This is a genomic window from Streptomyces sp. 8N706 (assembly GCF_052245415.1).
GTDB lineage: Bacteria > Actinomycetota > Actinomycetes > Streptomycetales > Streptomycetaceae > Streptomyces.
The window spans coordinates 1-23,942 of sequence record NZ_JBQQBW010000099.1 but is presented as its reverse complement, the minus strand read 5'-3'; the positions used below and the strand labels follow the sequence as shown (position 1 = coordinate 23,942).

16 protein-coding genes and 5 pseudogenes are annotated in these 23,942 nt (G+C 71.7%); 11 read left to right on the top strand and 10 right to left on the bottom strand.

Features of this window, described 5'->3' with window-relative positions; genetic code table 11:
• Positions 1 to 147 precede the first annotated feature (147 nt).
• Positions 148 to 1,455: a hypothetical protein gene (locus tag ACTWQE_RS27270; RefSeq protein ID WP_443331712.1), complete on the top strand. Its 1,308-nt coding sequence runs from the start codon at positions 148 to 150 to the stop codon at positions 1,453 to 1,455.
• 13 nt (positions 1,456 to 1,468) lie between these two features.
• On the opposite strand, the gene ACTWQE_RS27265 is transcribed toward ACTWQE_RS27270, so the two are convergent.
• Entirely contained in the window at positions 1,469 to 2,791 is a 1,323-nt protein-coding gene (locus ACTWQE_RS27265) for an ABC transporter substrate-binding protein (protein ID WP_443331711.1), read from the bottom strand.
• 171 nt (positions 2,792 to 2,962) lie between these two features.
• On the opposite strand from ACTWQE_RS27265, the gene ACTWQE_RS27260 reads away from it, so the two are divergent.
• Both ACTWQE_RS27260 and purU read left to right on the top strand, forming a co-directional pair.
• On the top strand, positions 2,963 to 3,409 hold the full coding sequence (locus ACTWQE_RS27260; RefSeq protein ID WP_443331710.1) for an SCO4402 family protein: 447 nt from the start codon (positions 2,963 to 2,965) through the stop codon (positions 3,407 to 3,409).
• 29 nt (positions 3,410 to 3,438) lie between these two features.
• Positions 3,439 to 4,323 carry a formyltetrahydrofolate deformylase gene (purU, locus tag ACTWQE_RS27255; RefSeq protein WP_443331709.1) on the top strand — a complete coding sequence of 295 codons (885 nt, stop codon included), beginning with the start codon at positions 3,439 to 3,441 and terminating at the stop codon, positions 4,321 to 4,323.
• Positions 4,324 to 4,395: 72 nt separating this feature from the next.
• On the opposite strand, the gene ACTWQE_RS27250 is transcribed toward purU, so the two are convergent.
• Entirely contained in the window at positions 4,396 to 5,724 is a 1,329-nt protein-coding gene (locus ACTWQE_RS27250; protein ID WP_443331708.1) for a maleylpyruvate isomerase N-terminal domain-containing protein, read from the bottom strand.
• Positions 5,724 to 6,302 (bottom strand): sigma-70 family RNA polymerase sigma factor, encoded by a 579-nt coding sequence (locus ACTWQE_RS27245; RefSeq protein ID WP_443331707.1) that lies wholly within the window; start codon positions 6,300 to 6,302, stop codon positions 5,724 to 5,726. The genes ACTWQE_RS27250 and ACTWQE_RS27245 overlap by 1 nt, the downstream gene beginning before the upstream one ends.
• Before the next feature lie 297 nt (positions 6,303 to 6,599).
• On the opposite strand from ACTWQE_RS27245, the gene ACTWQE_RS27240 reads away from it, so the two are divergent.
• Positions 6,600 to 6,974, top strand: coding sequence for an STAS domain-containing protein (locus ACTWQE_RS27240; protein WP_443331706.1), 375 nt, complete (start codon positions 6,600 to 6,602; stop codon positions 6,972 to 6,974).
• Between the two features lie 161 nt (positions 6,975 to 7,135).
• A complete protein-coding gene (locus tag ACTWQE_RS27235) occupies positions 7,136 to 7,657 on the top strand; it encodes an EF-hand domain-containing protein (protein WP_443331705.1) in 522 nt (173 codons plus the stop codon).
• Positions 7,658 to 7,885: 228 nt separating this feature from the next.
• Here the strand turns inward: ACTWQE_RS27235 and ACTWQE_RS27230 are convergent.
• Positions 7,886 to 8,162 (bottom strand): annotated as a pseudogene (locus ACTWQE_RS27230) (AMP-binding enzyme); the annotation flags it as partial.
• Between the two features lie 648 nt (positions 8,163 to 8,810).
• Here ACTWQE_RS27230 and ACTWQE_RS27225 point away from each other — a divergent pair.
• The gene (locus ACTWQE_RS27225) at positions 8,811 to 9,332 is read left to right on the top strand and encodes an ATP-binding protein (protein WP_443331704.1); all 522 of its coding nucleotides are present in this window, start codon (positions 8,811 to 8,813) and stop codon (positions 9,330 to 9,332) included.
• 280 nt (positions 9,333 to 9,612) lie between these two features.
• On the opposite strand, the pseudogene ACTWQE_RS27220 reads toward ACTWQE_RS27225, so the two are convergent.
• A pseudogene (locus ACTWQE_RS27220) lies at positions 9,613 to 9,988 on the bottom strand (cyclase family protein); the annotation flags it as partial.
• A gap of 11 nt (positions 9,989 to 9,999) precedes the next feature.
• Positions 10,000 to 11,013: a GlxA family transcriptional regulator gene (locus ACTWQE_RS27215; RefSeq protein ID WP_443331703.1), complete on the bottom strand. Its 1,014-nt coding sequence runs from the start codon at positions 11,011 to 11,013 to the stop codon at positions 10,000 to 10,002.
• 93 nt (positions 11,014 to 11,106) lie between these two features.
• Between ACTWQE_RS27215 and ACTWQE_RS27210 the strand changes: the two genes are divergently transcribed.
• On the top strand, positions 11,107 to 12,468 hold the full coding sequence (locus tag ACTWQE_RS27210; RefSeq protein WP_443331702.1) for an MFS transporter: 1,362 nt from the start codon (positions 11,107 to 11,109) through the stop codon (positions 12,466 to 12,468).
• Between the two features lie 73 nt (positions 12,469 to 12,541).
• Here ACTWQE_RS27210 and ACTWQE_RS27205 read toward each other — a convergent pair.
• The 3 genes and pseudogenes from ACTWQE_RS27205 to ACTWQE_RS27195 all read right to left on the bottom strand — a co-directional run.
• Positions 12,542 to 12,701: pseudogene (locus ACTWQE_RS27205) on the bottom strand (enoyl-CoA hydratase/isomerase family protein); the annotation flags it as partial.
• Between the two features lie 246 nt (positions 12,702 to 12,947).
• Positions 12,948 to 15,173, bottom strand: a complete 2,226-nt coding sequence (locus tag ACTWQE_RS27200; RefSeq protein ID WP_443331701.1) for an acetate--CoA ligase family protein — start codon at positions 15,171 to 15,173, stop codon at positions 12,948 to 12,950.
• A 229-nt stretch (positions 15,174 to 15,402) separates the two neighbouring features.
• Positions 15,403 to 16,809 carry a flavin-containing monooxygenase gene (locus ACTWQE_RS27195; RefSeq protein ID WP_443331700.1) on the bottom strand — a complete coding sequence of 469 codons (1,407 nt, stop codon included), beginning with the start codon at positions 16,807 to 16,809 and terminating at the stop codon, positions 15,403 to 15,405.
• A 257-nt stretch (positions 16,810 to 17,066) separates the two neighbouring features.
• Between ACTWQE_RS27195 and ACTWQE_RS27190 the strand changes: the two are divergent.
• Positions 17,067 to 17,378 (top strand): annotated as a pseudogene (locus ACTWQE_RS27190) (acyl-CoA dehydrogenase family protein); the annotation flags it as partial.
• 437 nt (positions 17,379 to 17,815) lie between these two features.
• Here the strand turns inward: ACTWQE_RS27190 and ACTWQE_RS27185 are convergent.
• Positions 17,816 to 18,463, bottom strand: coding sequence for a TetR family transcriptional regulator (locus ACTWQE_RS27185; protein ID WP_443331699.1), 648 nt, complete (start codon positions 18,461 to 18,463; stop codon positions 17,816 to 17,818).
• A gap of 321 nt (positions 18,464 to 18,784) precedes the next feature.
• On the opposite strand from ACTWQE_RS27185, the gene ACTWQE_RS27180 reads away from it, so the two are divergent.
• The 3 genes and pseudogenes from ACTWQE_RS27180 to ACTWQE_RS27170 all read left to right on the top strand — a co-directional run bounded on the left by ACTWQE_RS27180 (position 18,785) and on the right by ACTWQE_RS27170 (position 23,542).
• A complete protein-coding gene (locus ACTWQE_RS27180; protein ID WP_443331698.1) occupies positions 18,785 to 19,570 on the top strand; it encodes a VOC family protein in 786 nt (261 codons plus the stop codon).
• A gap of 158 nt (positions 19,571 to 19,728) precedes the next feature.
• Positions 19,729 to 20,517 (top strand): VOC family protein, encoded by a 789-nt coding sequence (locus ACTWQE_RS27175; RefSeq protein ID WP_443331697.1) that lies wholly within the window; start codon positions 19,729 to 19,731, stop codon positions 20,515 to 20,517.
• A gap of 213 nt (positions 20,518 to 20,730) precedes the next feature.
• A pseudogene (locus ACTWQE_RS27170) lies at positions 20,731 to 23,542 on the top strand (outer membrane protein assembly factor BamB family protein).
• Positions 23,543 to 23,942: the final 400 nt, after the last annotated feature.

Sequence of the window (23,942 nt, the reverse complement as noted above, 5' to 3'; positions counted from 1 at the left end):
TGACGGGCGAGGGGGGCGTGGGGCGAGGGGGAGTGGGGGTGTCGGAGCACGTGGGGGCGTGGGTGAGCAGGGACATGGCACAGCGCCGTAGCGACCCGGTAGCGTGACCGACGCTTCCGTAAGTTTCGCCCACCCATAGGAGTCCCGGTGTCGCACAGCGGACAGGGAAATGAGCCGCAGCTTCCTGCGGTCCCGCCCGCGTACGAGGGCGTCGTGCTGCCCGCACACGGTGAGCCGTGGGTGCCCGAGCAGCAGTCCGCACCCGCAGCCGGGCAGCCGTGGGGCGAGCCCTGGGGACCGGAGCCGGAACTGCCGGCGCAGCCCGCCGGGCAGTCCGTGGAGCTGCCTGCGGCGCAGGCAGCGGAACCGCCCGCGGCGCAGCCGCTTCCGCTTCCGGCGGAGGTGCCCGGCGACGCCGAGGCGACACAGCTCATACAGCCGATGGCCGGCGACAGTCCGCTGCCTCCCGAAGTGCAGGACCAGGCCACGCAGTTCCTCGGCCGTCGGCCTCTCCCGAAGCAGAGCGCGGAGCCGGACGCGGAGGCGACGCAGCTCATTCCCCCCGTCGCCGCGCAGGCGCCCCTTCCTCCGCAGCCCCCTGTCCAGGCGCCCGAGCCGCCCTCCCGCGCGCCCTTCGGGATCCGCCCGGGGATGCCCGGCGACCGGCAGCCGCCCGCCGAGTTCGACGGGCTGTTCCGCTCGGACGCGAGCCCCGGGCCCGCCGACTCCACTCAGCAGATGCCGCAGTACGAGGCGCCGCAGCAGCCGTACGAACCGCAGGGCCGCGCCTCCCGCCGGGAGGCGGAGCGCCGTCGAGGTCTCTCCCCCGTGGCGCTCATCGCCGTCGTCATCGCCGGCTGCACCGTCGCGGGCCTCGCGGCCGGGGCCGCGCTGAGCGGGGGCGACGACGGGGAGAAGACCGCCGGGAAGGCCTCCCAGAGCACGGCCGCCGGCACGGGCGACGACGGCCCCGAGACCAAGTCCTCGCCCGTCGTCGACCCGGCGGAGCAGCAGGCGAAGTCCCTCGACGGACTGCTCGAGGACAGCAACAACAGCCGTTCGACGGTGATCAAGGCCGTGGAGAACACCAGAACCTGCACGAATCTCGGCCAGGCCGCCCAGGACCTGCGGAGTGCGGCAAGCCAGCGCAACGGCCTGGTGACCCGGCTGCAGAAGATCACCGTGGACAAGCTGTCGGACCACCGGGCGCTCACCACCTCGCTGACCGAGGCGTGGAAGGCCTCCGCATCGGCGGACAACCACTATGCGGCGTGGGCCGACCAGATGAGCGGCAACAAGGGCTGCCGCAAGGGCAAGGCCCGGGCGACCGGCCACACGGCCGCGGGCAACCGTGCGAGCGGTGAGGCCACCCAGGCCAAGAAGGAAGCCGCGGGGCTCTGGAACGCGATCGCGCGGAAGTACGGGCTCACCCAGCGCCAGTTCACCCAGCTCTGACGCAGGCGCCGCGTCAGCCGTCCTCGGGCCGCTGCTCCAGCGTTCTGGCGACGTTCACAAAGCCGTCACGGACGGAGACGAGCCTTCCGTCCCGTACCTCCTGGTACGTCACCATGGCGTTGGTGATGCGCGGATAGCCCTTGACGGCCAGCATGTCCTCGTAGCGCCAGCTGAGCTTCGGCGTCAGGCCGCCCGTGTCGATGCCGTCCCGGCCCACCCGACCGTCCAGGGCGCGTCGTACGGCCTGCGATGTGATGTCCGCCGCGCCCAGCGATTCGACGGTCTTGCGCAGAACCGTGTAGGCGATCCAGGTCGTCTGGACGCCCGGGTCCGCCGGGTCGATGCGGTTGTCGCCGAAGGCGTGGTCACTGATGACCTTGCGCATCGGGTCCCAGCGGTGATCGCTCGCCACCGGGTACCAGCCCGTCACCGAGGTGCCTTCGAGCTTGCTGCCCGTACGGGTCACCAGCGACTGCTGCACGCTGCCGAGCACCGAGGCGATCCGCACCCGGGGATTGTCCGCCTGGATGCGGCGGAAGGAGTCGAAGAAGGTGTCCGTGCGGTCGCCGAGCGCGGCCGTGACGCAGGCGCCCTCGGCCTTCGCGCCGTACCGTGCCGCCCCGAAGCGCGCCGGGTCGGCGCCCGCGCCGTCCAGGGCGAGTTGGGCCTGCCGGGTGTAGTCGGTCGCGTCCTCGGGGGCCCGTACGTCATGGGCCGTGCGCCGCTTGGCTTGTACCAGGCCCGCGTTGAGGAGCGAGGGCATCTGGTCGCCGGCGATGGTGTCCGGCCGGACCAGGGAGACCCGCTCGCAGGTGCGGGCCAGCTGTTGGCCGTTGCCCGCGAGGAGCGTGGCCTGTCCGCCGTTGACGGGGTACGAGAGCGGGCTGGTGAACTCCTCGTCCGTCACCCCGTATCCGCCGATGTACGGGATTCCCTCCGCTTCCAGCTGGGGCATGAAGGACTGTCCGTACTGGCTGTACGAGCCGACGACCGCGACGACGTCATGGGCGACGGCGCGGCGGGCGCAGCGGCCGGCGTTCACGGTGTCGTTGTGGTCGTTGCAGGTCAGGACCTTGAGTTCATGGCCGGCGAGACCGCCGTGCCGGTTGACCCAGCGGGCGTACGCCTTGGCCATCGCGGGCATCCCGGGCATATTGGTCGCTGCGCTGCCCTCGGGAGCCCAGGTCATGACCACCACGGGGTCCTTGGAGCTTCCCGAGACGCCTGGTATCGCTCCACAGAGACTCAGCAGCGACGCACAGACCGCCGTGGTCGCCGCGGCGAACGCGGCGGCTTTGTAGGGGCGGGGGGAGGAAGGGCGTCGCCGTCCGGTCATACTCGGGAACCCTTCCGGCCGCCCCATAACACCCGAGTGATGCCTGGTCAACGGAAAGTGACATCGAGGTGAATAACAGGGGCTGGAAGGGCATGGTCCGTGAAGAACGTATGCTCGACGGCTGTGCAAGGTTCGGAGAGGTCTTCCCGTCGCGGCCGTCGCTCCCCCACCATGGGCGGCATGCCGCTCAATGACATGCCGTGGTGGCGCTGGCGCAGCAATGTGCGCTCGGCGCTGCACATGCTCTCCGACCCCGTCTTCCAGCACGAGTGCTGGCTGGCGGGGAGGGAAGGTTATGGCGACGTCACCGACGCCGTCTACCGGCTCGTCGAGGACACCTGGCTCGACAACTGGTCCGCCGAGAAGTACGTCGGGACGATCTTCCGGGACTCGCAGGAGGCGGCCCTGGTGGACGTCGCCGTGCTGCGGGTGCTGCGGATCATGCACCAGGTCGGCGCCGATGCGCCGGTCTCGGCCTATCTGGAACACCACGGGTGGCCGGAGGCCGTACGGGCCGCTCGCGAGGCGCACATACGGCTCGCGGCGAACGACGGCGAGGACCCGGACGCACCGCCGCGCTCGCTCGACGTGCTGGCGATCATGACCCGGACGGCCTGAGCCGTGCGGGTGTGCGACGCTATTGGGCTATGAACGAGTCGCAGTCCGCCGCGCCCCCGCAGGCCACTGAGCAGTACGTCCTCACCCTCTCCTGCCCCGACAAGCGGGGCATCGTGCACGCGGTGTCCAGCTACCTCTTCATGACCGGCTGCAACATCGAGGACAGCCACCAGTTCGGGGACCGTGACACCGGGCTGTTCTTCATGCGGGTGCACTTCGGGGCCGAGGCCCCCGTGTCGCTGGAGAAGCTGCGGGCCAGCTTCGCCGCGGTCGGCGACTCCTTCGGGATGGACTGGCAGATCCACCGGGCCGAGGAGAGGATGCGGATCATCCTCATGGTCAGCAAGTTCGGGCACTGCCTGAACGATCTTCTCTTCCGGTCGAGCATCGGGGCCCTGCCGGTCGAGATCGCGGCCGTGGTGTCCAACCACACGGACTTCGCCGAGCTCGTCGCCTCGTACGACCTCCCCTTCCATCACATTCCGGTGACGAAGGAGAACAAGCCGGAGGCGGAGGCACGGCTGCTCGAGCTGGTGCGGGCCGAGGGGGTCGAGCTGGTCGTACTGGCCCGCTATATGCAGGTGCTCTCCGACGATCTGTGCAAGGCCCTGTCCGGGCGGATCATCAACATCCACCACTCCTTCCTGCCGAGCTTCAAGGGCGCCAAGCCGTATCACCAGGCGCACGCCCGCGGTGTGAAGCTGATCGGGGCGACGGCGCACTATGTGACCGCGGACCTGGACGAGGGCCCGATCATCGAGCAGGAGGTCGAGCGCGTCGGTCACGAGGTCACGCCGGAGCAGCTGGTGGCGATCGGCCGGGACGTGGAGTGCCAGGCGCTGGCGCGCGCGGTGAAGTGGCACAGCGAGCACCGGGTGCTGCTGAACGGCACCCGCACGGTGGTCTTCGCGTAGCGCCCGGAGCCCGGGACCGGGAGGAAGGGCACGGGGCACGGCGCGGGTCGCGTGCTGCCCGAGGAGCCGTTGTCAGAGCCGGGAGAGGGATGCCGCGGCCGAGAGGACGTCGCGGATGGCTTCGCGGTCGCCCTCCTGGCCCGCCGCCGCTTCCTCCGGCGGCACATGTCCCGCCGCGAGCCGGCAGAACTCGCGTCCGTCCAGCGCCACATGCGCCACCGCTCGGTCCGGTGACGGCACGGCCGCGGGGGAGTCGAGGGCGATGTACCAGTGGCCGCCGCCGCTGCCCTCCACCTCCAGATGGAGCGTGCGGCCCGGGGCTCCCGCGGCCACCAGGGTGCGCGGCGGCCCGGCCCGCCCGGACCGACGCCGCTCCGCGAGGGCGACCGGCAGCATCCGTACCGCCAGGTCGATCATGAGGTTGAGGTGTCCGGAGGACGGCGGATCGTACGGATAGTCCACGGCCTCCGCGATGTCACCGGCGTGCACCCAGCATTCGAAGGCGCGGTCGACGAAGGAGTCACGCAGCGGGAGGGTGAAGTCCCCGTACGCTACGTCGAGTTCGGCGACGCCCCGTCCCGCGAACGACACCGTACGGATCAGGGAGTGCGCCTGGTCACGCCAGGTCTCCCGTATCGAGCCGGGTGGCTCCGGCATTTCCGTGCGCCAGTACGCCTCCGTGCGGGACGTGGGAGACGCCGGTGCGGGCCCGGCCGTGGCCGGTGGGTCCAGCGGGTCCGGCATCCCGAGTGCGCCGGCCACCAGACCGTCCACCACCATGAGGTGTCCGAGCACTCCGGCGACGGTGGCCCGGCGCTCCCGCTCACGGTCGCGTTCGAACCATTTGAGGCGCACCGGGGCGCGCCACTCCGCTTCGCCCATGTCGCGCAGCAGCGCGTCGAGCCGCGCGGACTCCGCGTCGTACGGGGCCGCCCACTCGGGCACCGGGATACGGGCCGGTCTGCGGCCCAGACAGCCTTCCAGCACGCGGGAGCGGAGCAGCGGGTCCAGATCGAGGTTGTCCTCCTTGTGCAGCAGCCCGACGGCGTCCCGCAGCCGTACGGCCTCGTCCGCGCACGGCGCACAGTCGGTGAGGTGGAGCTCGACCGCCGCGGTCTCCTCGCTGGAGCACGCGGCGAGCGCCCAGGCCCCGAGCAGCGACTTCAGCACCTTGTGGTCGTACACCGGCGGCGCCGCGCCCGGCAGGTGCGGGGGCCGTAGGTCGGGCGGAGCCGGATCGGGCAGCGGGCCGTTGTCCTCGGCGGCCGACCGGGGAGGAGGGATGCGCGGCCGTCCGTCACCGCCGAACCGGCCGGGGCCGCGCCCCGCTCCTCCGCCGCGGCCGCCTCGCCAGTCATCGTCCTCCGGGTCGTACCGCCCGGATCCGGACGAGCCGTTCATCACGCCCTCCCGCAGCCGGGTGGCGATGTCGTGCGCGTCATGTGGCTGTGAGCGGTCGCCAGCAACTGCAGCCCCAGACGCAGCCGCCGACGGGCCTCGTCCTCCGTCACACCCAGGTCCTCGGCGGTCTGACGGTAGTCGCGCCGCTGGAAGTACGCGAGTTCGAGCGCGGCGCGCAGCGAGGCGGGCATGGAGCTGCGGATGTAGTCGGCCCGGGCGGCGGTGGAGGCTTCCCGTACCTTCTCCTCGAGTTCGTCGGGCGTACCGTCCCCGCCGTCACGCATCAACTCCGACTCCGTCTGCCGGAGCCGGTGGACGGCCTGGCGGTGGGTGAGCGTCGCGATCCAGGACCGGAGCGGGCCCTGCTTGGGGTCGTACGCGTCCGGGTTCTCCCAGATGTAGCCGAAGACTTCACGGGTGACGCGGTCGGCCGCTTCCTCGTCGCCCAGGACACGGTGGGCGAGGCTGTGGACGAGCGAGGCGAACCGGTCGTACAGCTCGCCCAGCGCGGCTGCTTCGCCACGCGCCAGCCGCTGCTGCATCTTCCGGTCCCTGCGGGGTGGTGCGTCATGCGTCATACGGCCCCCATCCCTGTGCCGTCGTCCTCGGTGGCCACCGTCACATCGAATGTAGTGGGCAGAACGGACAGTGCACTCCTGTTTGCGGCAATGTGTGCCCTTCCGGCGGTCGCGGCTGGTATAGATCCGGTCACTATGCCCGGGTACCCGGAGACGCGCCTTCCGAGGTGTGCATAGGGTCGTCGCAGCGGCCCACCGGGACGGGCGTTTCACGGCGGAACCGTCGGGCAGCCGAGGGAGGAAGGACTGCTTCCGCATAGCGATCGCAGAGTGCGCGAGTGAAGGGACTTCGGGCGCGTGACATTGAAAGTGATGGAGAACGAGCAGGGCGATTGGGCTGTCCTGCACGTCTCCGGTGAGATGGATCTCGTGACCTCGCCCGCGGTCCGGCAGCACGTCCACGACGCGGTGGCCGAGGGGAGGCGCAGCCTCGTACTGGACCTCTCGGGCGTCCGCTTCTGCGACTCCAGCGGTGTCGGCGTCCTCATCGCCGCCCGCCGCCTGATGCGCTCCTGCCAGGGCCGGCTGCGGCTGATCCTCCCGGCCCGCGGAGCGGAGGACGGCTCCCATGTGAACCGGGTCCTCGCGGCCCTGGGCGTCCGCCGTCTCTTCGAGGTCTACCCGGACGTCACGGCGGCGGTGGACGAAGCGGCGAGCCCGCTCTCGGCGTAACCCGCCGGACGCGGCCCCCGGCCGCGGTAACGACGGTTCGTGGAACGTCATTCGAGGAAGCGGCCACGGCCTCCACGAAATGAGCGGAGCATGCGAACCCAGAGTCGCACCGGACGACTTACCATCTGAGCAGCCGGTACCCGACAGAACGTGAGGCCGACGTGGACCGCCCAGAGTACGAGCACAAGATTGCCCGCCGCTTCGCCAGCTTCGACCAGGACGGCAACGGCCATATCTCCCGTGAGGACTTCAACGCCGCCGCTGCGGCCGTGCTCGCGGAGTTCGACACCGCCGCCCGTTCGATGAAGGGGCAGGCGCTCTACGACGGCGCGGAGGCGTTCTGGCAGGGCATGGCCGGTATGGCCGATCGCGACGGGGACCAGCGGATCACCCGTGAGGAATTCGTCAGCGGCGCCGTGAAGCGGCTGCGGGACAACTCCCAGCGCTTCGCCGAGATCGCCCGGCCCTTTCTGCACGCGGTGCTCGCGATCGCGGACTCGGACGGCGACGGTGCGGTGACCCCGGGCGAGGCCGAGCGTGTACTGCGAGTGCTGGGCGTCGACTCCGGAGCGTGCGCCGGCGTGGCCGCAGCTCTCGACACCGACGGGGACGGCCGGATCGCCGAGACGGAGATCATCACCGCCTTCGCCGCGCACTTCACCACGCCCGAGCCGGACGCCTGACGGGCGCAGCGGGCACGAGCCGGACGCGGCACAGTTCCTCCAACGCCCGGCGCCCGACCGCTCATCCAACGCCCGGGCGCCTGACCGGTTCACCGGGCGCGGGCCGGACCGCCTGACCGGCATACCGAGCACGGGCAGGACGGCGGACCGGCTCACCGCGCCCGGGCCGGAGGCAACCCGGTCCACCGCCCGTCGGCCTCCTTGCGCCCGCTACGGCCCAACGTCCGCTCATCCCCCGGCGAACCGCTCGCGCAGCTGGTACGTCCACCTTGCGCAGCGTCTCGTTCCGGGGGAGTTCGTCCACCGGTTCCAGCTGTTCCGGGAGCTTGTGGACGGCCGGCCCTTCGGCGCGCAGGTGCGACGTGACCGTCTCCGGCGTGAGCGGCGCGGTGCCTTCGGGCTGCTCGACCACCGCGCACACCCGTTCGCCGCGCACCGCGTCCGGGAGGCCGATGACGGCGACGTCGCCGATGTCCGGGCGCCGGTGGAGCAGTTGCTCCATCTCCGAGAAGGCGGTGCTGCCGCCCACGACGGTCACGCCGTGGCGGCGGTACGCGTCGAGAGAGCGGGGCAGGGCGAACTGCTCGACCAGCAGGGCCGGAAAGCCGTACAGCAGCATCACCAGAGCGAGCGGTCCTGCTGGCGGTCGGGGCAGTGGCGGTAGGCAGCCGAAGCGGAGGAGACCTTGGCGACAGCCTGCTGGAGGGAGGCGGTTCGGCGCGTGACGAGGGCTGGGGTAAGCGGAATCACCGGAATGCCCGATTGATTCGACTGCAGTCATCACGGAGCGTTGATATCGGGTTGTCTCCTCCCCGTGACCCGTCACAGAGGGGAGTCGGGGCCGGGCTCCGGTACTCTCCCTTGCGTGCGAGTGGTTCCGAGGCGCAACAACCCGGATGTGGCCGACGCGGTGGCTCCGGGAGGGCCCATGTGCCCCGCTCGCGCCCGGTGGGGGCGTTTTGGGCCCCGATGTTCGACTCCCTGCAACGCGCGTCGCACAGTATGCAGTACGCATACTCCTTTGCGCCGGAATATGCCCGAAGCGCTTGTTGGGGTAACTGTACGTCAACCATGCTGTTCTCCGTTGGGATCACGGTCTGTGATCACATGGAGGCGCGAGGCGATGTGTCCGCCGGTTCGGATGGTGTGAGCGGTGCAGGTGCTTCAGGTTCAGCTGGAGGTACGTCCCGACCCCGCGGAGGTGGGCCGGGCCCGGAGATGGGCTCGTTCGCGGCTCGCCAGATCGGGGATACGGCCTGATGAGCCGCTGGCGGAGACGCTGATTCTGCTCATCTCGGAATTGGTCACCAATGCCGTTGTGCACACCGGCTGTCCGGCTGTCCTCCGGATGCTGCTGCCGGAGTGCGGGGCGACGCACGGCGGTGCGCCGGAGGTGGGTTCACGGGACGCGAGGTCGGGTGAGGAGTTGCCGGGCGTGGCCGCCGAGACAGTGCGGGTCGAGGTCACCGATCGCAGTGCCCGGGCGCCGATGCCGCGGCACGCCGACGGGGACGACACCCATGGGCGCGGGCTGGAGCTGGTCGATGGGCTCGCCGACCGGTGGGGTTGGAAACCCGAAGGCGCCGGCAAGAGCATCTGGTGCGAGATCGACCGCTGCCCGTCGCTGGACGTCGCTGCGTACGAACCCCAATGCGCTATTCCAAACCGGGCATAATGCGCAAAGTTTAGAACGGGTGTTGACGTCTCGTATGCGCGTGATCACCCTTGTGGGGAGCGATTCGTCGCGAGGGGACGTCGAGGGCCCTGTGGTTGTTCCTCGGCGAGTGCGGGTCGTCGTCCGGCGCCTGCCGTGAGCGCCTGCCGATCAGGCAGGGCCGAGCGCCGGAACCGGGTGGCGGTCCGCCGTGCCGTGCTCGGGGTGTGCATGAGCGCGCCGCCACCCGACCAGCCCGCGTCCTGTTGGGCGCCGGGCCCGCGCATGACGGGGTGTCGTCTCAGGGGACCGCCATCGGCGCGACCGGGGCGCCGCTGCCTCCGACCAACGGCTCAGGGATGGCCGACAGCAGGAAGGCGTACCGATTTGCCTCGGCACACACGTCCAACAGCTGTGTGGGTTTCCCGTTCTGACCCTGCGGCATTCCCATGTCGACGAGGTCGAGGGCATGGACCGCGAGCCAGAGACTCTCGATCTCCGATGGAAAGATCTCGAACCTGAGGGTGTCGTTGGCGACTGCCGCGACATCACGGGCGTGGAACCACTCCGGGCAGCGGATCGAGGGGCCGGGGGAGGGGAACGCGTAGCGTGCTTGTCGCCCGCCAGGTTGAGCTGAATCGGTCGGTCCGTACGAGCACGATGTCCCGGGAAGCGACGGGGGACTCGGCTACCCGGCGGATCTCGCGGAGGCGGCGCGGAAGGTCCGCCGGTAAGCGGTGGGGGAGGTACCGAGCGCAGCCTGGAGGTGCTGCCGCAGCGAGGCGGCCGTGCCGAAGCCGGCGTCCCGGGCCACGCGGTCCACCGGCAGATCGGTGTCCTCCAGCAGACGCCGGGCCCGCTCCACCCGCTGCTGCACCAGCCACTGCCCCGGGCTGAGTCCGACCTCCTCCCGGAACCGGCGGGTGAAGGTCCGCAGGCTCATCGACTCCTGCTCGGCCAGCTCACGCAGCCTGATGGGCCGGTCCAGCCGTCCCAGCGCCCAGGCGCGGGAGGAGGTCGTCGTGGCCAGCTGCGGCTCGGGGACCGGGCGCCGCACGTACTGCGCCTGGCCGCCTTCCCGGTGCGGTGGTACCACGCTGCGCCGTGCGACGTCGTTGGCCACGGACGCCCCGTGGTCGCGCCGCACGATGTGCAGACACAGATCGATGCCCGACGCGACCCCGGCAGAGGTGAGCACATCCCCGTCGTCGATGAAGAGGACGTCCGGGTCGACCCTGACCTTCGGAAAGAGGCGCTGGAAGTGGTCGGTGCTGCGCCAGTGGGTGGTGGCCGGCCGTCCGTCGAGCAGCCCGGCGGCCGCCAGGACGTACGAGCCCGTGCAGATGGACACCATGCGCGCACCGGGCCGTGTCCGCGCGAGGGCGGCGGCCAGCGGTTCGCTCAGCCGGCCCTCCTGGAACACCGGGCCGCGCTCGTAGGAGGCGGGGATCACCACGGTGTCGGCCTCGGCCAGCGCCTCCGGCCCGTGCTCGACGTTGAGGGAGAAATCGGCCTCCGTACGGACCGGACCCGGCTCCGGCGCGCAGGAGACGACGTCGTAGAGCTTCGCTCCGCCGGAGGAACGGGCCTTGCCGAAGATGCGGTAGGGGATGCCGAGTTCGAAGGGGATCACTCCGTTGATCGCGAGGACGGCGACCCGGTGCGGGCCGGTGGTGTGCCCCCTGTCTCCTGCCTGTGCCATGGCGGCCTCTCTCCTTCGGAGGTGGCCCGATCCTAGCGAAGCATGACCTTCGGGCCACTCGATCCCGCCCTCCGGGGCGCGGAAGCTGGTCCGGTGACCCAGACACCCCAGCGCCCCGTAAGAGAAGAGCCGCACCACGCCCCGGTCCGACGCCGCCCGCGCATCCACCGCGCGTGGTGGGTCGCCGCCGTGGCGTTCGTCGCTCTGGTCGGCGCAGCGGCCTTCCGGGCGGCCCCGAGCGTGCTGATCGATCCGCTGCACACGGAGTTCGGCTGGTCGCGCTCCACGATCTCGGCGGCCGTCTCGGTCAACCTCGTGCTCTACGGGCTGACCGCCCCCTTCGCCGCCGCGCTCATGGAGCGCTTCGGGATGCGCAAGGTCGTCGCCTCCGCGCTGTTGCTCGTCGCGGCCGGCAGCGGGCTGACCGTCGTGATGGACGCGAGCTGGCAACTCGTCCTGTGCTGGGGCGTCCTCGTCGGCCTCGGCACCGGCTCCATGGCGCTGGCCTTTGTCGCGACCGTGGTGAACCGCTGGTTCGTGTCCCGGCGCGGCCTGGTCACGGGCGTGCTCACGGCCGGCAGCGCGGCGGGGCAGCTGGTCTTCCTGCCGCTCGTCGCCTGGCTCGCGGAACGCCACGGCTGGCGTACGGCGACACTCGCCATCACCTTCGCAGCGCTGGCCGTCGTACCGCTGGTGGTGTGGCTGTTGCGGGACCACCCGTCGGACGTGGGAACGAGCCGCTACGGGGCCGTTTCCGACGATGTGCCCGACGGCGCGGCGGCGGGGACACGTGCCGGGGGTGGTGCGGGGGATCGGATACGCGCCGGGGGCGGCGCGGCGGCCCGAGCGCTGGGGGCCCTGCGCTCCGCCGCCCGTACGAAGGCCTTCTGGCTGCTGGCCGGCACCTTCGCCATCTGCGGGGCCACCACCAACGGTCTGGTCGCCACCCACTTCGTGCCCGCCGCACAGGACCACCGGATGCCGGTCACCGCCGCCGCCGGACTGCTCGCCGTCATCGGCGTCTTCGACCTCGTCGGCACGATCGCCTCGGGCTGGTTCACCGACCGCTACGACGCGCGGCGGCTGCTCACGGTCTACTACGGCCTGCGCGGCGTCTCCCTGATGTTCCTGCCGCTGCTGCTGGCGGACAGCGTCCACCCTCCGATGCTGTTCTTCATCGTCTTCTACGGGCTGGACTGGGTCGCCACTGTGCCGCCCACAGTGGCCCTGTGCCGCGAACACTTCGGCGAGGACGGGGCGATCGTCTTCGGCTGGGTGCTGGCGTCCCACCAGGTGGGGGCGGGCCTGGTGGCGTTTCTGACCGGCCTGGTGCGGGACCTGACGGGGTCGTACGACACGGCCTGGTACACGGCGGGAGCACTGTGCGCCATGGCTGCCCTGATGGCTCTGGTCATCCGCCGCCGCCCGGAGCACGCGCGCGTGGCGGCTGCCTGACCACCGATCGCGGCCGCCGTCCCCGGCGGCCGTGTCATCCGCGCCCAGTGTGTGGGCGATTCGTCCGAGAGGACGGTGACCACGGCCCGTACCTCGGGGTCGGCGGAGGCCGCTTCGAGCAGCGCGATGATGCGTTCGCGCCGCCCCCAGGCGAGGGCGTTCATCGCCTCGGGGCGGTTGGGAGTGACCCACGAGACGCCGTTGTCAGTCCGTGGCAGAGCCACGACCACCAGAACCTGCCTTCCCCGTCAATGTCAGTGGCGTGCACTATCCATGTGCCCAAGGACTTCTCGGGGGAGGCAGTCATGGGGAAGCTCCTGGGCCGTCGACGGTCGGGGCTGTGGCAGCTCGCCGTCGCGGTGGCGGCACGGATCCGTCCGTGCCGGGTGTGGCCGGTGCTGTGTCTTTCCCGCGCGGGGGGCGGGAAAGCCGCAGCCCCGCTGCACCAATCCCTGCCGCGGCCCGCGCCGGGACGCCGCTCATCGGCATACGGCCAGTGCGTCGAGGGCCACCGCGCCCTGGCCCCGGGGCAGCACCACCAGCGGGTTGATGTCCAGCTCCGCGATGCCGTCCCCCAGTTCGAGGGCCATGCGCTGGACGCGCAGCACGACCTCGACCAGGGCGTCCACGTCCGCGGGCGGCGCGCCGCGCACGCCCTCCAGCAGGGCGTGGCAGCGCAGTTCGCGCAGCATCGACCGCGCCTGGTCCTCGCCGAACGGCGGCACACGCACCGCGGCGTCCCGCAGCACCTCCACGAGCACACCGCCGAGGCCGACCGTCACGGTCGGGCCGAAGAGGCTGTCGTGCGTGACCCCCACGACCATCTCCACCCCCCGCTGGACCAGTTGGCACACCAGCACGCCGTCCAGCTGGATCCGCTCGTAGCGCGCGATGTCCGTCAGCTCCCGGTAGGCGTCCCGGACCTGGCTGGCGGAGGTCAGTCCGACCCTGACCAGTCCCAGTTCGGTCTTGTGGGAGAGCTGTGCGGCGGAGGCCTTCATCACGACGGGATAGCCGACCGGCCCCGCCGCGCGGACGGCGGCGGCCGCGCTGGTCACCAACTGTTCTCGCGGCACGCGGATCCCGTACGCCCGCAGCAGCTGCTTCGCGGCGTGCTCGCTGAGCTCGCGGCCCGGGTGAAGAAGAGCCTGCGCCTTGCGGGCCGACGGGGACATCGTGCGGGGGGCGTCGTCGAAGGGGGAGCGGTACCGAGCGGTGAAGCGATGGTGGTCGAGGTACGCGCGAACGGCGGTGATGCAGTTGGAGAAGGTGCGGAAGGTGACGACCCGGGAGGAGCCCAGCAGGGTGGTGCGGTAGGCCTCCTCGGTGCCGACCGGGGAACCCCACACCACGCACACCAGCTTGTCCGTGGTCTCCGCCGCGTCCACCAGGTCCTGTGCGAGCCGGTCGCTCATGGGGGGGAAGGGCCCGGTGACGGGGCAGATGAGGACGCCGACGGAGGGGTCGGCGAGGAGCGCGTCGATGATCTTCCGGCCGCGCCGGTCGCCCACCGGATGGCCGCCGTTGTCGACCGGATTGGTGACATCCAGGTGGTCCGGTATCCACTGGTGCAGCTCCGCCTGCTTGGCGTCGGACAGCGTGGGCAGCCGGAGACCCGCGGCGGTGGCCAGGTCCGAGAAGTGCCCGCCCGTGCCGCCCGAGATCGAATAGACAGCGACTCCGTATGCCTGCGGGGGGCGGGCGCGGGCGAGGAGCGCGGCGGTGTCCTGGAGTTCGTCGGGACCGTCGACCCGGATCACCCCGAACTGCCGCATCGCCGCGTCGACCACGTCGTCGGCGCCCGTGAGCTTGCCGGTGTGGGAGGCGGCCGTACGGGCGCCGGTCGGGGTGCGGCCGGCCTTGACCGCCACCACCGGGACCTTGTTGCGGGCCGCCCGGTCGGCGGCGAGCAGGAAACCGCGGCCGTCCTTCAGCCCTTCCACATACGCAGCGATGGCACCGACCTCCGGCTGTGACGCGAAGTACGAGATGAAGTCGGCGGCCTCCAGATCGGCCTCGTTGCCGGTCGGGGCCCAGTGGGAGAGCCGGATGCCCAGCTCCTGGAGGGCGAGGACGGGGCGGCCCTGGTGCCCCGACTGGGTGATGAGGGCGATGGCGGGGCCCTCGAGGTCGTCACGGAACTCCTCGACAGCATGGAGGTTGGTGCTCGGGCCGAGCAGGCGGAGGCCGGAGCCCTGGACAGCGGCGCTGAGCCGGGCCTGCGCGGCGGCGCCCTCCTCCCCGGTCCCGGCGAAGCCGGAGGTGAAGGCGACCGCGAACTTCACCGTGGTTCCGGCGAGTTCCTCGATCACGGGAAGGGGGTCGGCGACGAGGACGACGGCGAGGTCGACCGTGTCCGGGAGGTCCGCGACGGAGGGGAGACAAGGGAGGTCGAAGACGGTCGTACGGCCCGGGTCGACGGGATGGAGGCGGGCGCCGGCCCGCTCCGCCCAGTCGAGCAGCCTGCGAGTGATACCGGTGTTGGGGCGGCCTTCGCTGTCCGACGCACCGACAACGGCCATGGACGCGGGCCGGAACAGACGGTCCAGGTCGGGGACGGGCGCGTGCAGCGGGCGTCCACTGACGTCGGTGTCCTCACCCGGAGTCGCCGTGCCGTGGACCGTGGTGCGGGTGCGCTCACCGCAGGCCACGACGCCGGCCGCGCGGGAGTGAGTGGTGAGGGTGCCGTGAGTCGATCCAAGCATCGTTCTCGCCCGCTCCTGCTCGTTGGCCGATATGACGCCAGCGACAACCGCGCATTGCTAGCTGACGCTAAGTCAGGTTACTGAAGAGGAGACTTGCCAGGAACAGGGCTGCAGGAGAAAGAGTCGTGAAGGAGGGGAACAGACGGAGGTTCTCAGGTCAGGGAGCCCGGTTCTCCTGCATCGCACCCGCCCGGCGGCCACGGGCCGTATCGAGACGGTGGCACGTTCCTCAGGGCTGCCGTGCGGATACGGGCCCGTCGATGCGCCGCCGCTCCCGCGAACGCCGCCCCTGCCGGGAACGCCGCTCGGCGAGGAGCCGCACCTCCTCGCGCCGGACGGCATGGGCGATCTTGCCGGCGTCGATGGCCAGTTCGCGGAGCATGCCGCTGATCGGGTTCGTGTAGCCGGTGAAGTAGAGGCCGGGTGCGGCGGGGCGGCGGCCGTGGGAGCGGGGGCGGCCGCGGCCGTCCAGTACGTCGAGGTGGCCGACCAGGTCCTCCAGCCCGCGCCGGTAGCCCGTGGCCGCTATCACGACATCGGGGGTGATGCGGGAGCCGTCCGCGAGGAGGACCCCGCCGTTCTCGAAGGACCGGACGGCGGCGACCGGTTGGACCCTGCCGGAGCGAACCGCGTCGATCAGGCCGACGTCCTGGACGGGGGTCGCGCCTTCGAGGACCCGGGAGCAGAGCCCGGTGCGGGGCCGGGGCAGCCCGTACGGGGCGAGGTCCGGGACGGAGAGCCGGGCCGCCGCCCCTGCCGCCCGGTCCACCGTGCGGCGCGGCAGCCGCCGTACGAGGATGCCCGTCGCCTGCGCGGGCCAGCCCAGCGTCGTACGGCGCACGATGTGCGGCGGGGTGCGGACCGCCAGGCGCACCCGGGAGGCGCCGCCTTCGACGAGATCCACGGCGATGTCCGCGCCCGTGTTGCCGGTGCCGACGACCAGCACGTCCTGGCCCCGGTACGGGGCGGCGTCACGGTACCGGCCCGCGTGCAGCAGCTCCCCGTCGAACGTGTCGCGGCCCGGCCAGTCCGGGACGTACGGGGTGTGGTTGAAGCCGGTGGCGACGACGACCGCATCCGCGGTGAGTTCCCGTCCGCCGGTCGCCCGGAGCACCCAGCGCGGACCGGGACGGGTCCCGGAGCCCGCGTCGGATGCCTCGCCGGATGCGGAGCCGGGGGTGGAGCCAGGGGTGGAGTCAGGGATGCAGTCGGAGTCCGCGGAGTCCGGGGCGGATGCCCAATCCGAGGCCGGGGCGTGGCCGTGGCCCGACCGTTCGATCCGCGACACCTCCACCCCGGTGACGACATCGAGCCGGTGGTGCTCGGCGTACTGCTCCAGGTAGCGGACCATGCTGTCACGGCTGAGCCAGCGCCCGTACGAGCGCGGTATCGCGTAACCGGGCAGCGCGGAGAGTCTGCGGGTGGTGTGCAGTTCCAGCCGGTCGTAGTGCCCGCGCCATGAGGCGGCCACGGCGTCGGACTTCTCCAGGACGACGGCGCGCACGCCGCGCTCGCCCAGCGCCGCAGCGGTGGCCAGACCGCCGGGTCCGCCCCCGATGACGTACACGGGAGAACGGGGCGTGGAGGGCGTGGGAGACGTGGGAGGCGTGGGCGTCGTAGGGGTGATGTCGGGCATGTTCGCGAGCGTAGATCCGAAGCTTGGCATGCGTAGGTCAAACACATACCGAATGGGTTGCGGAACAGTCACGGTCCGCAACCTCTTGTGCCGACCGGCCGTATCAGCTGAACTGACATACCGTCAGGGACGGGGGCAGGTCTCGGCGATCGGCACGGAGGAGCAGCGGGCGGCGCTGAGAACGCCGCCGCCCCGGCGCACAGGCAGGCGCGGAGGCCCGCCGAACCGGGCGGAAAGGCGGGAGCGGCGGCAGCTGCCTCGCCCTCGCCGAGGCGCTGGAGACGCTGCGTACGGTCGCGGGCGAGGCGGTACAGCCGCACGGCGGCACCGGCTTCGCCTGGGAGCGCGAGGCGCAGCTGTCCTTCAAACGGGCGGGCTCGGACGAGCTGCTCTTCGGGCCGGTGCACCGGCTGCGCGCACACGCGGCGGAGCAGGCAGGGCTGTTCCGTCAGGGCGGCGGCCGGGAGGCGGTGGCGACTGATCCGGCCGGGTCCAGCCGGGTGGGCCGGCCGCTGGGAGCCGCGGTGGATCGCTCGGGGTCGAGGCCGAGCGTTCCGCCGCAGCGGTGACAGGACGTGGAGACGCGGAACAGCGGCGGGCAGTCACCGGCACAGGCCGGAGCGGGGGCGGGGTGGGGCGGTGGTCCGGCACCGGAGACGGGAGGCCGGAACCACGGGCCGTAACGGCTCGTCGGGCGGCACGGCCACAGCGGCAGCGGGGTCACGGACCCGGTCATGCCGCGCTTGCACTCCCGCAGGAGCCGGAGCGGAGACCCGGGACGACGGCCTCCGAAAGGGCCTCAGCCTCCGAATGGACCCCGCAAGGGAGCCTCGGCGCCCGAAAGAGCCTCAGCGCCCGAAAGGCGTTCCGTCTCCGCACGAGCCCTGTCTCCTGAACCGACCGGGGCCCCGGAGTGGCCGGATCCCGAAGCGGCGGCCGGAGCGTCCGAGCAGGACGCCGAGCCTCCGGCGGCGTGCCGAGTTCGTGAGCGGGCGCGGAACTGCCGCTACTTCGGAGGCTTCTTGCCCGTGACGCCCAGATACACCAGCAGCGCCAAGTTCGGCTTCAGCTCCGCCTGCTTGACACCCCAGCTCTGGAAGCCCTTCTGGTGCGAGGCCGCCGCGGCGAGCATCACGACCAGTGAGCCCGCGACGGCCGCCGGGTTGACGTCCTTGTCGACCCGCCCCTTGGACTGGAGTTCCTTGATGGAGTCCGTCAGGGAGTTGGTGACGGCGTTGAGGATCTTCATACGGATCTTGTAGAACCGCTTGTCGCCCTCAGCCGCCCCCAGGTCGACGACGCGCAGGATGGCATCGTTCTGCCGCCAGAAGGAGAGGAAGCCCTCGACCAGCTCCTCTGCGGTCTGCCGGCCCGCCTTCCCGGCCCAGGAGCGGCCGGCCACCAGGTCGGTCAGGCTCTGGCCCTCCTTCGCCATCTCCTCGGCGATCTCCAGGACGGCGCCCTCGACGTCCGGGAAGTACTGGTAAAAGGTCGCGGGGGAGGTTCCCGCCTTGCGGGCGACGTCGATGACCTTGACATCGCGGTACGGCGAGGAGCTGAGCATCTCGCTGAGGCAGTCGAGCAGCTTCTGCCGCGTCGCCTGCCCGCGGCGCCCGGCAACCCGGCCGTCGACGGTGCGAACTTGTCCTGTCATGCCGTCAGCTTACCGATGGGTGATCGGACCGCGATTCGGCCGCATGCAAATGGGGAGGGAGCTGCCCTCGGTGGTGAAGCGGCAGCTCAGCACTGGTGGCACATGACGGGGGCCTGTGCCGTGACAGAGCCTGGCGATGCCGGTGAGAGGCTCCGTGGCACCTTGTGACGCATGGTGCACCCAGTGTTCCGCTAGCCCCGACGAATGAATCCTCTTATCAACAGGCTGTGGACAACTTTCGTGGACAAACCTGCCGAGCGCGAGCCGAAATCACCGGATAGCGTGCCGAACACGACACCTTCTCGTAGGAGGAAACACGTCATGGCCGCATTCCCCGAGGGTGCTCCCTGCTGGGCGGACGTCTCGCTCCCCGACCTGGAGGCGGGCAAGCGTTTCTACGGCGAACTCTTCGGCTGGACCTTCGAAGAGGGATCGCCCGATTTCGGCTACTACACGCAGGCGCTCTCCGAGGGCAAGAGGGTCGCCGGTCTCGCCCCCTTCATGGAGGGCCAGGAGGACATGCCGCCGGCCTGGGGTGTCTATTTCGCCTCCCCCGACATCGCGCGGACCGCCGAGAAGATCGGCGAGAACGGCGGGGAGACGGTCATGGGGCCGATGGAGGTCGCCGACCTCGGCAGCATGCTGATCGCCAAGGACCCGGGGGACGCGTACTTCGGCGTCTGGCAGCCCGGCACTCACCAGGGCTTCGAGAAGAAGTACGAGCCGGGGTCCTTCGGATGGGCCGAGATCTGCGTCCGCGAGCCCGAGCGTGTGGACGACTTCTACCCCGCCGTCTTCCCGTACGAGGCACAGCCCGCCGGTGACGACAACGTCGACTTCACCGTCTGGAAGGTCGAGGGGCAGCCCGTGGCCGGGCGTTTCAAACTGGGGGGCGACATCCCGCCCGACGTCCCGTCGCACGCGATGGTCTACTACGTCGTCGCCAGCTGCGACGACGCGGCGGGGACCGTCCAGAGGCTCGGCGGAAAGCTGCGGATGGGCCCCAAGGACAGCCCGTTCGGACGCTTCGCGGTCGTCGCCGACCAGCAGGGTGCCACCTTCACCGTGATCGACCCGAGGACGACGGTAGGGGAGGCGAACGTGTAGGCGAGGCGAGCGTGGAGCCGTGCGCGGTCCGGCCGCCGGGACTGAAGCGTCATGCGTACGGTGAGATATCCGGGCGAAATCTGCGATCTGCCGATAGCGTGTCGATGACGACATGCTTCGCGACTCCATGCATCCCTACGCACGGGAGGGTGTGCCTCATGGCCGCATTCGCCGAGGGCGTTCCCTGTTGGGTCGACGCGATGCTTTCGGACGTCGAGGCGGGCAAGCGCTTCTACGGCGAGCTCTTCGGCTGGAGCTTCCAGGAGGGGGACACCGCCTACGGCTCGTATGTGTCCGCGCGCCACGACGGCAAGGTCGTCGCCGCGCTCACGCCGAAGCCGGACGGGCGCCTGCCCACCGTATGGAACCTCTACCTCGCCGCCCCGGACCTCGCCGCCACCCTGGCGAAGATCCGCGAGGCGGGCGGCCAGGTCATCATGGAGCCCCGGGAGGTCGACGGCTTCGGCACGATGGCGATGGCCGTCGACCCCGGCGGTGCCGTCTTCGGGCTGTGGCAGGGCGGCACGCACGCCGGTTTCCAGAAGCACGGCCGTCCGGGCTCCTACGCCTGGGCCGAGCTCTACACGCGCGACAAGAAGAGCGTGGACCCCTTCTATACGGCCGTCTTCGGCTACGGACGGCAGGATCTGGACACGGAGAACGGCACGGACTTCGCGATGTGGACGCCCGCGGGCAAACCCGTGGACCTGGAGAACGCCGTGGCGGGCCGCGGAGTCATCGACGGCAGCTTCCCGGCCGAACTGCCCTCGCACTTCCTGGTCTACTTCGCGGTCCAGGACTGCGACCGGGCGGTGGCGACGGCGACCCGGCTGGGCGGGCGGGTCGTCCTCGACGCCCAGGACACCCCGTACGGTCGTTTCGCGGTGCTGATCGACAGCCAGGGAGCGAGCTTCGCTGTGATCGACCTCTCCAGGGCCGATCATTAGTGCGGTGCCCCGACCTCGTTCGAGTGACCGCCGGTAACCTCCGCTGGCCTGCCGTTATGGGTCCAAATGTCGGGGGAGACACCCCGATTCGGCCCCCGGTTCGCAACGACCGCCTTCGCCAGGAAGAATCAGTCTGCGTACCCCGGGACGGTTCACGGTGAGACGCTGCACGGGGCTGGAATCCTTCAAGCCCCACGGGGAGGTGGCAGGCAAGTGGTGGAGCAGCTGACGCAGCACGACCCGAGGCGGATCGGGCCGTTCGAGGTGCTCGGCCGACTCGGCGCCGGCGGCATGGGGCTGGTCTATCTCGCCCGCTCGGCGTCCGGCCGGCGGGTGGCGATCAAGACGGTGCGGACCGAACTCGCCGAGGACCAGCTGTTCCGGGTCCGCTTCACACGCGAGGTGGAGGCGGCCCGCGCGGTGAGCGGCTTCTACACCGCGGCTGTTGTGGACGCCGATCCGCGGGCGGCGGTGCCCTGGCTCGCGACCGCGTACGTCCCGGCCCCCTCCCTCGAAGAAATAGTCAATGAGTGCGGACCGTTGCCCACCCAGGCGGTGCGCTGGCTGGCGGCGGGAGTCGCCGAGGCGCTGCAGTCCATTCACGGGGCGGGTCTCGTCCACCGCGATCTGAAGCCGTCCAACGTCCTGGTGGTCGAGGACGGGCCGAGGGTCATCGACTTCGGCATCGCGAGCGGAGTGTCCAACACCCGGCTCACGATGACGAATGTGGCGGTGGGCACTCCGGCGTACATGTCGCCGGAACAGGCGCGTGACTCACGCAGCGTCACGGGGGCCAGCGACATCTTCTCGCTCGGCTCGACGCTGGCGTTCGCGGCGACCGGACACGCGCCGTTCCACGGCGCGAATCCCGTCGAGACGGTCTTCATGCTGCTGCGGGAAGGCCCCGACCTGGAAGGTCTGCCCGAGGACCTGCGGCCGCTCATCGAGGCCTGTATGCAGATGGCGGCCGAGCACCGGCCGAGCCCGGCGGATCTCCAATCGCAGCTGGCGCCGCATCTGTTCGCCTCCGGCGGGGACGACAGCGGTACGGCGTCGGCCTGGCTGCCGGCCAGCGCGGTCTCGATGATCGAGGAGCGGCGCGGCGGACGTACGACATCGGCCGCCGCGGGGGCCGGTGCCGGCGCGGGCCGGGACGCCAGCGGTGGCAAGGGGCGTGCCGCCGCCGTGGTGCCGCCCCCGGCGCCCTCGCACGCCCCCGGCGCCGGACCCGGAGCGGCCCTGGCGCCCGATGCGCAGGCGGCCGGCGCCGACGCGGACCGGGCGGCCGCCGCCTGGCGGGGCGAGGACGGAGGCCCCGGCGGGCGTCATCAGTTCGGTGGCGGCCCCGCGGGAGGCAGGCCCGCCCGGCATGCCGCGGACGCCGGGCGGGGGGCCGCGCCCCTCGGCCCCGGCGCACCGATCGGCCCCGGCCCCGCTGCCGCCCGCGCGGGCACGGATCCGGGGGGGCGGGGACCCCGGCCCGGCGGGCGGCCAGACCACGGGCTGGGACGGCTCGCCGCCGGCCCCCGTGGCCCAGCCCCAGCCCCTCCCTGCCTCCGGTGCCGCCCCCGGCTCCCCGCGGCCGCCCGTCGCCGACGGCGCACGGGCCCCGGGAGCTTCGCTCCTGCTGCCCGGTTCGCAGGTGCCCATCGGCCCGGGCCCGCGGGTCGTCGATGGGCGGGACCCGCAGGCCCGGCCCGACGGCGGGCCCGCCACCGGCTGGGTACGACCGCCGGCCGGCGCTCCCCCCGGCAGGCACGCGGCCGGTGGACCGGACGGCGCCGCCGCGGCCGTCCCCGGGCCGTCCCCGGCGGCAGACAGCCCGCTGCCGCCCACGGCAACCGCCCCCACCGAGCCGGCCGGCGCGCCCGAGGCCCCCGAGCGCTGGCGGCCGTGGCGGTTCCGGATGTCCAACGACGTATGGGGCACCCCGGCCGTCTCCGGTGATCTGCTCTATGTCACCTCCTTCGAGGTGCACGCGCTCGATGTGGCCACGGGGCGGCGGCAGTTCAAGACCCGTGACGTGGCGTGGGCGATGACGGTCGCCGACGGCCGTATCCACGCGTCGGACGGCCCGACCCTCTACGCGCTGGACGCCACGGACGGCTCGGAGCTGTGGCGGCTGGGTACCGACGGCTGGGTGTACTCGCTCAAGGCCGACCGGGGGACGGTGATCACTGGCACGCGGGGCGGCGGTGTGCAGGCCTGGGAGGCGGCCAACGGCGACAAGCTGTGGGAACTCTCCGGCGCCCAGGCGGACTTCGAGACCCCCGAGTCCGGCCCGGCCATCCATGACGGCACGGTGTACGTGTGGTCCGACGGCCGGCTGCGCGCGCTCGAATCCCGTACGGGCAGGGAGCGTTGGTCCTACCCGGTCGGGGACGCGGCCTCCTGCGGCGGTGTCCCGGTACGGCTGCTGCACGCGCCGGACGGTGTCGTGTACGTCTGCGCGGGCACCCGCGTGCTGGCCATCGATGTGGCGCGCGGCGATGTGCGGTGGCGCTTCGAAGCGCCCGCGGTCTTTCTGAGCGCTCCGGCGTACGCGCCCGGCCCGGCCGTCACCGGCGGCGGCGTGTATGTCGCCGATTATCTCGGCACGGTGTACGCGCTGGACGCGACGGACGGCCGCGAACGGTGGCGTATCGCGACGGAGGCGCGCCAGTCGATGGAACCGGTGCTGGTCGCCGCGGGCTCCGTGCACGTCGGCAGCGGCAGCGCGCTGTACACGCTGGACGCGGTCACAGGCACCCCGAAGTGGCGGTTCGCGGCGCAGGGAGAGGTGATCGGCGCTCCGGTGGTCGCGGAGGGCCGGGTCCACTTCGGCTCGGCGGACCACTGCCTCTACACCCTGGACGCGGGCGGCGGCCAGCTGCGCTGGAAGCTGGCGACGGGCGGTGAGATCACGGGTTCGCCGCTGGTGTCGGGCGGCGTCGTGTACGCGTGCAGCAAGGACCGCTGTGTGTACGCGCTGGACGCGTTGAAGGGCACGGGTCTGGCGAGACAGTCGGCCTCCGGCCGGCCGTAGGGTCTGTCTCACCACGCCTCGGCGGAGTCACTGGTGCCGCATCGGACTGGGTTTGCCCGGGAGCGGGGGGACCCGGTGCGGTCGGCTGCAAGGCGCCGGACCGGCCTCGCAGGGCGCCAACTCGGCCGCTCGGGCAACGCGGCTGGACCCTCCCAGCCTCCGCCTGGGAGGCAGCCGGGGCAGGCCGCGCCAGGGCGGCGAGCGGGGCGAACCTGGGCCGCGGACACGCCGTGGGATCGGGCACAGCGGTTCCGCCGGAAAGCGGTCCGGCGGTTCCGGGGTCAGGACGGGCGGCGGGGGTCCCGGTCCCGGGGTTCGTCCGGCGGGGGAGGCGGGGGGAAGCGCTGGGTGGTCTCCCACTCGGCCGTCGGCGGGCCGTACGGCTCGGGCTCATGGTCGT

Excerpts from the sequence above, each read along its gene's own strand:
- ACTWQE_RS27260 (WP_443331710.1), top strand. The coding sequence starts at position 2,963 with ATGGGCGGCATGCCGCTCAATGACATGCCGTGGTGGCGCTGGCGCAGC.
- ACTWQE_RS27195 (WP_443331700.1), bottom strand. The coding sequence starts at position 16,809 with ATGCCCGACATCACCCCTACGACGCCCACGCCTCCCACGTCTCCCACG.
- ACTWQE_RS27180 (WP_443331698.1), top strand. The coding sequence starts at position 18,785 with ATGGCCGCATTCCCCGAGGGTGCTCCCTGCTGGGCGGACGTCTCGCTC.
- ACTWQE_RS27185 (WP_443331699.1), bottom strand. The coding sequence starts at position 18,463 with ATGACAGGACAAGTTCGCACCGTCGACGGCCGGGTTGCCGGGCGCCGC.
- ACTWQE_RS27215 (WP_443331703.1), bottom strand. The coding sequence starts at position 11,013 with ATGGCACAGGCAGGAGACAGGGGGCACACCACCGGCCCGCACCGGGTC.
- purU (WP_443331709.1), top strand. The coding sequence starts at position 3,439 with ATGAACGAGTCGCAGTCCGCCGCGCCCCCGCAGGCCACTGAGCAGTAC.
- ACTWQE_RS27200 (WP_443331701.1), bottom strand. The coding sequence starts at position 15,173 with ATGCTTGGATCGACTCACGGCACCCTCACCACTCACTCCCGCGCGGCC.
- ACTWQE_RS27245 (WP_443331707.1), bottom strand. The coding sequence starts at position 6,302 with ATGACGCATGACGCACCACCCCGCAGGGACCGGAAGATGCAGCAGCGG.
- ACTWQE_RS27250 (WP_443331708.1), bottom strand. The coding sequence starts at position 5,724 with ATGAACGGCTCGTCCGGATCCGGGCGGTACGACCCGGAGGACGATGAC.
- ACTWQE_RS27175 (WP_443331697.1), top strand. The coding sequence starts at position 19,729 with ATGGCCGCATTCGCCGAGGGCGTTCCCTGTTGGGTCGACGCGATGCTT.
- ACTWQE_RS27265 (WP_443331711.1), bottom strand. The coding sequence starts at position 2,791 with ATGACCGGACGGCGACGCCCTTCCTCCCCCCGCCCCTACAAAGCCGCC.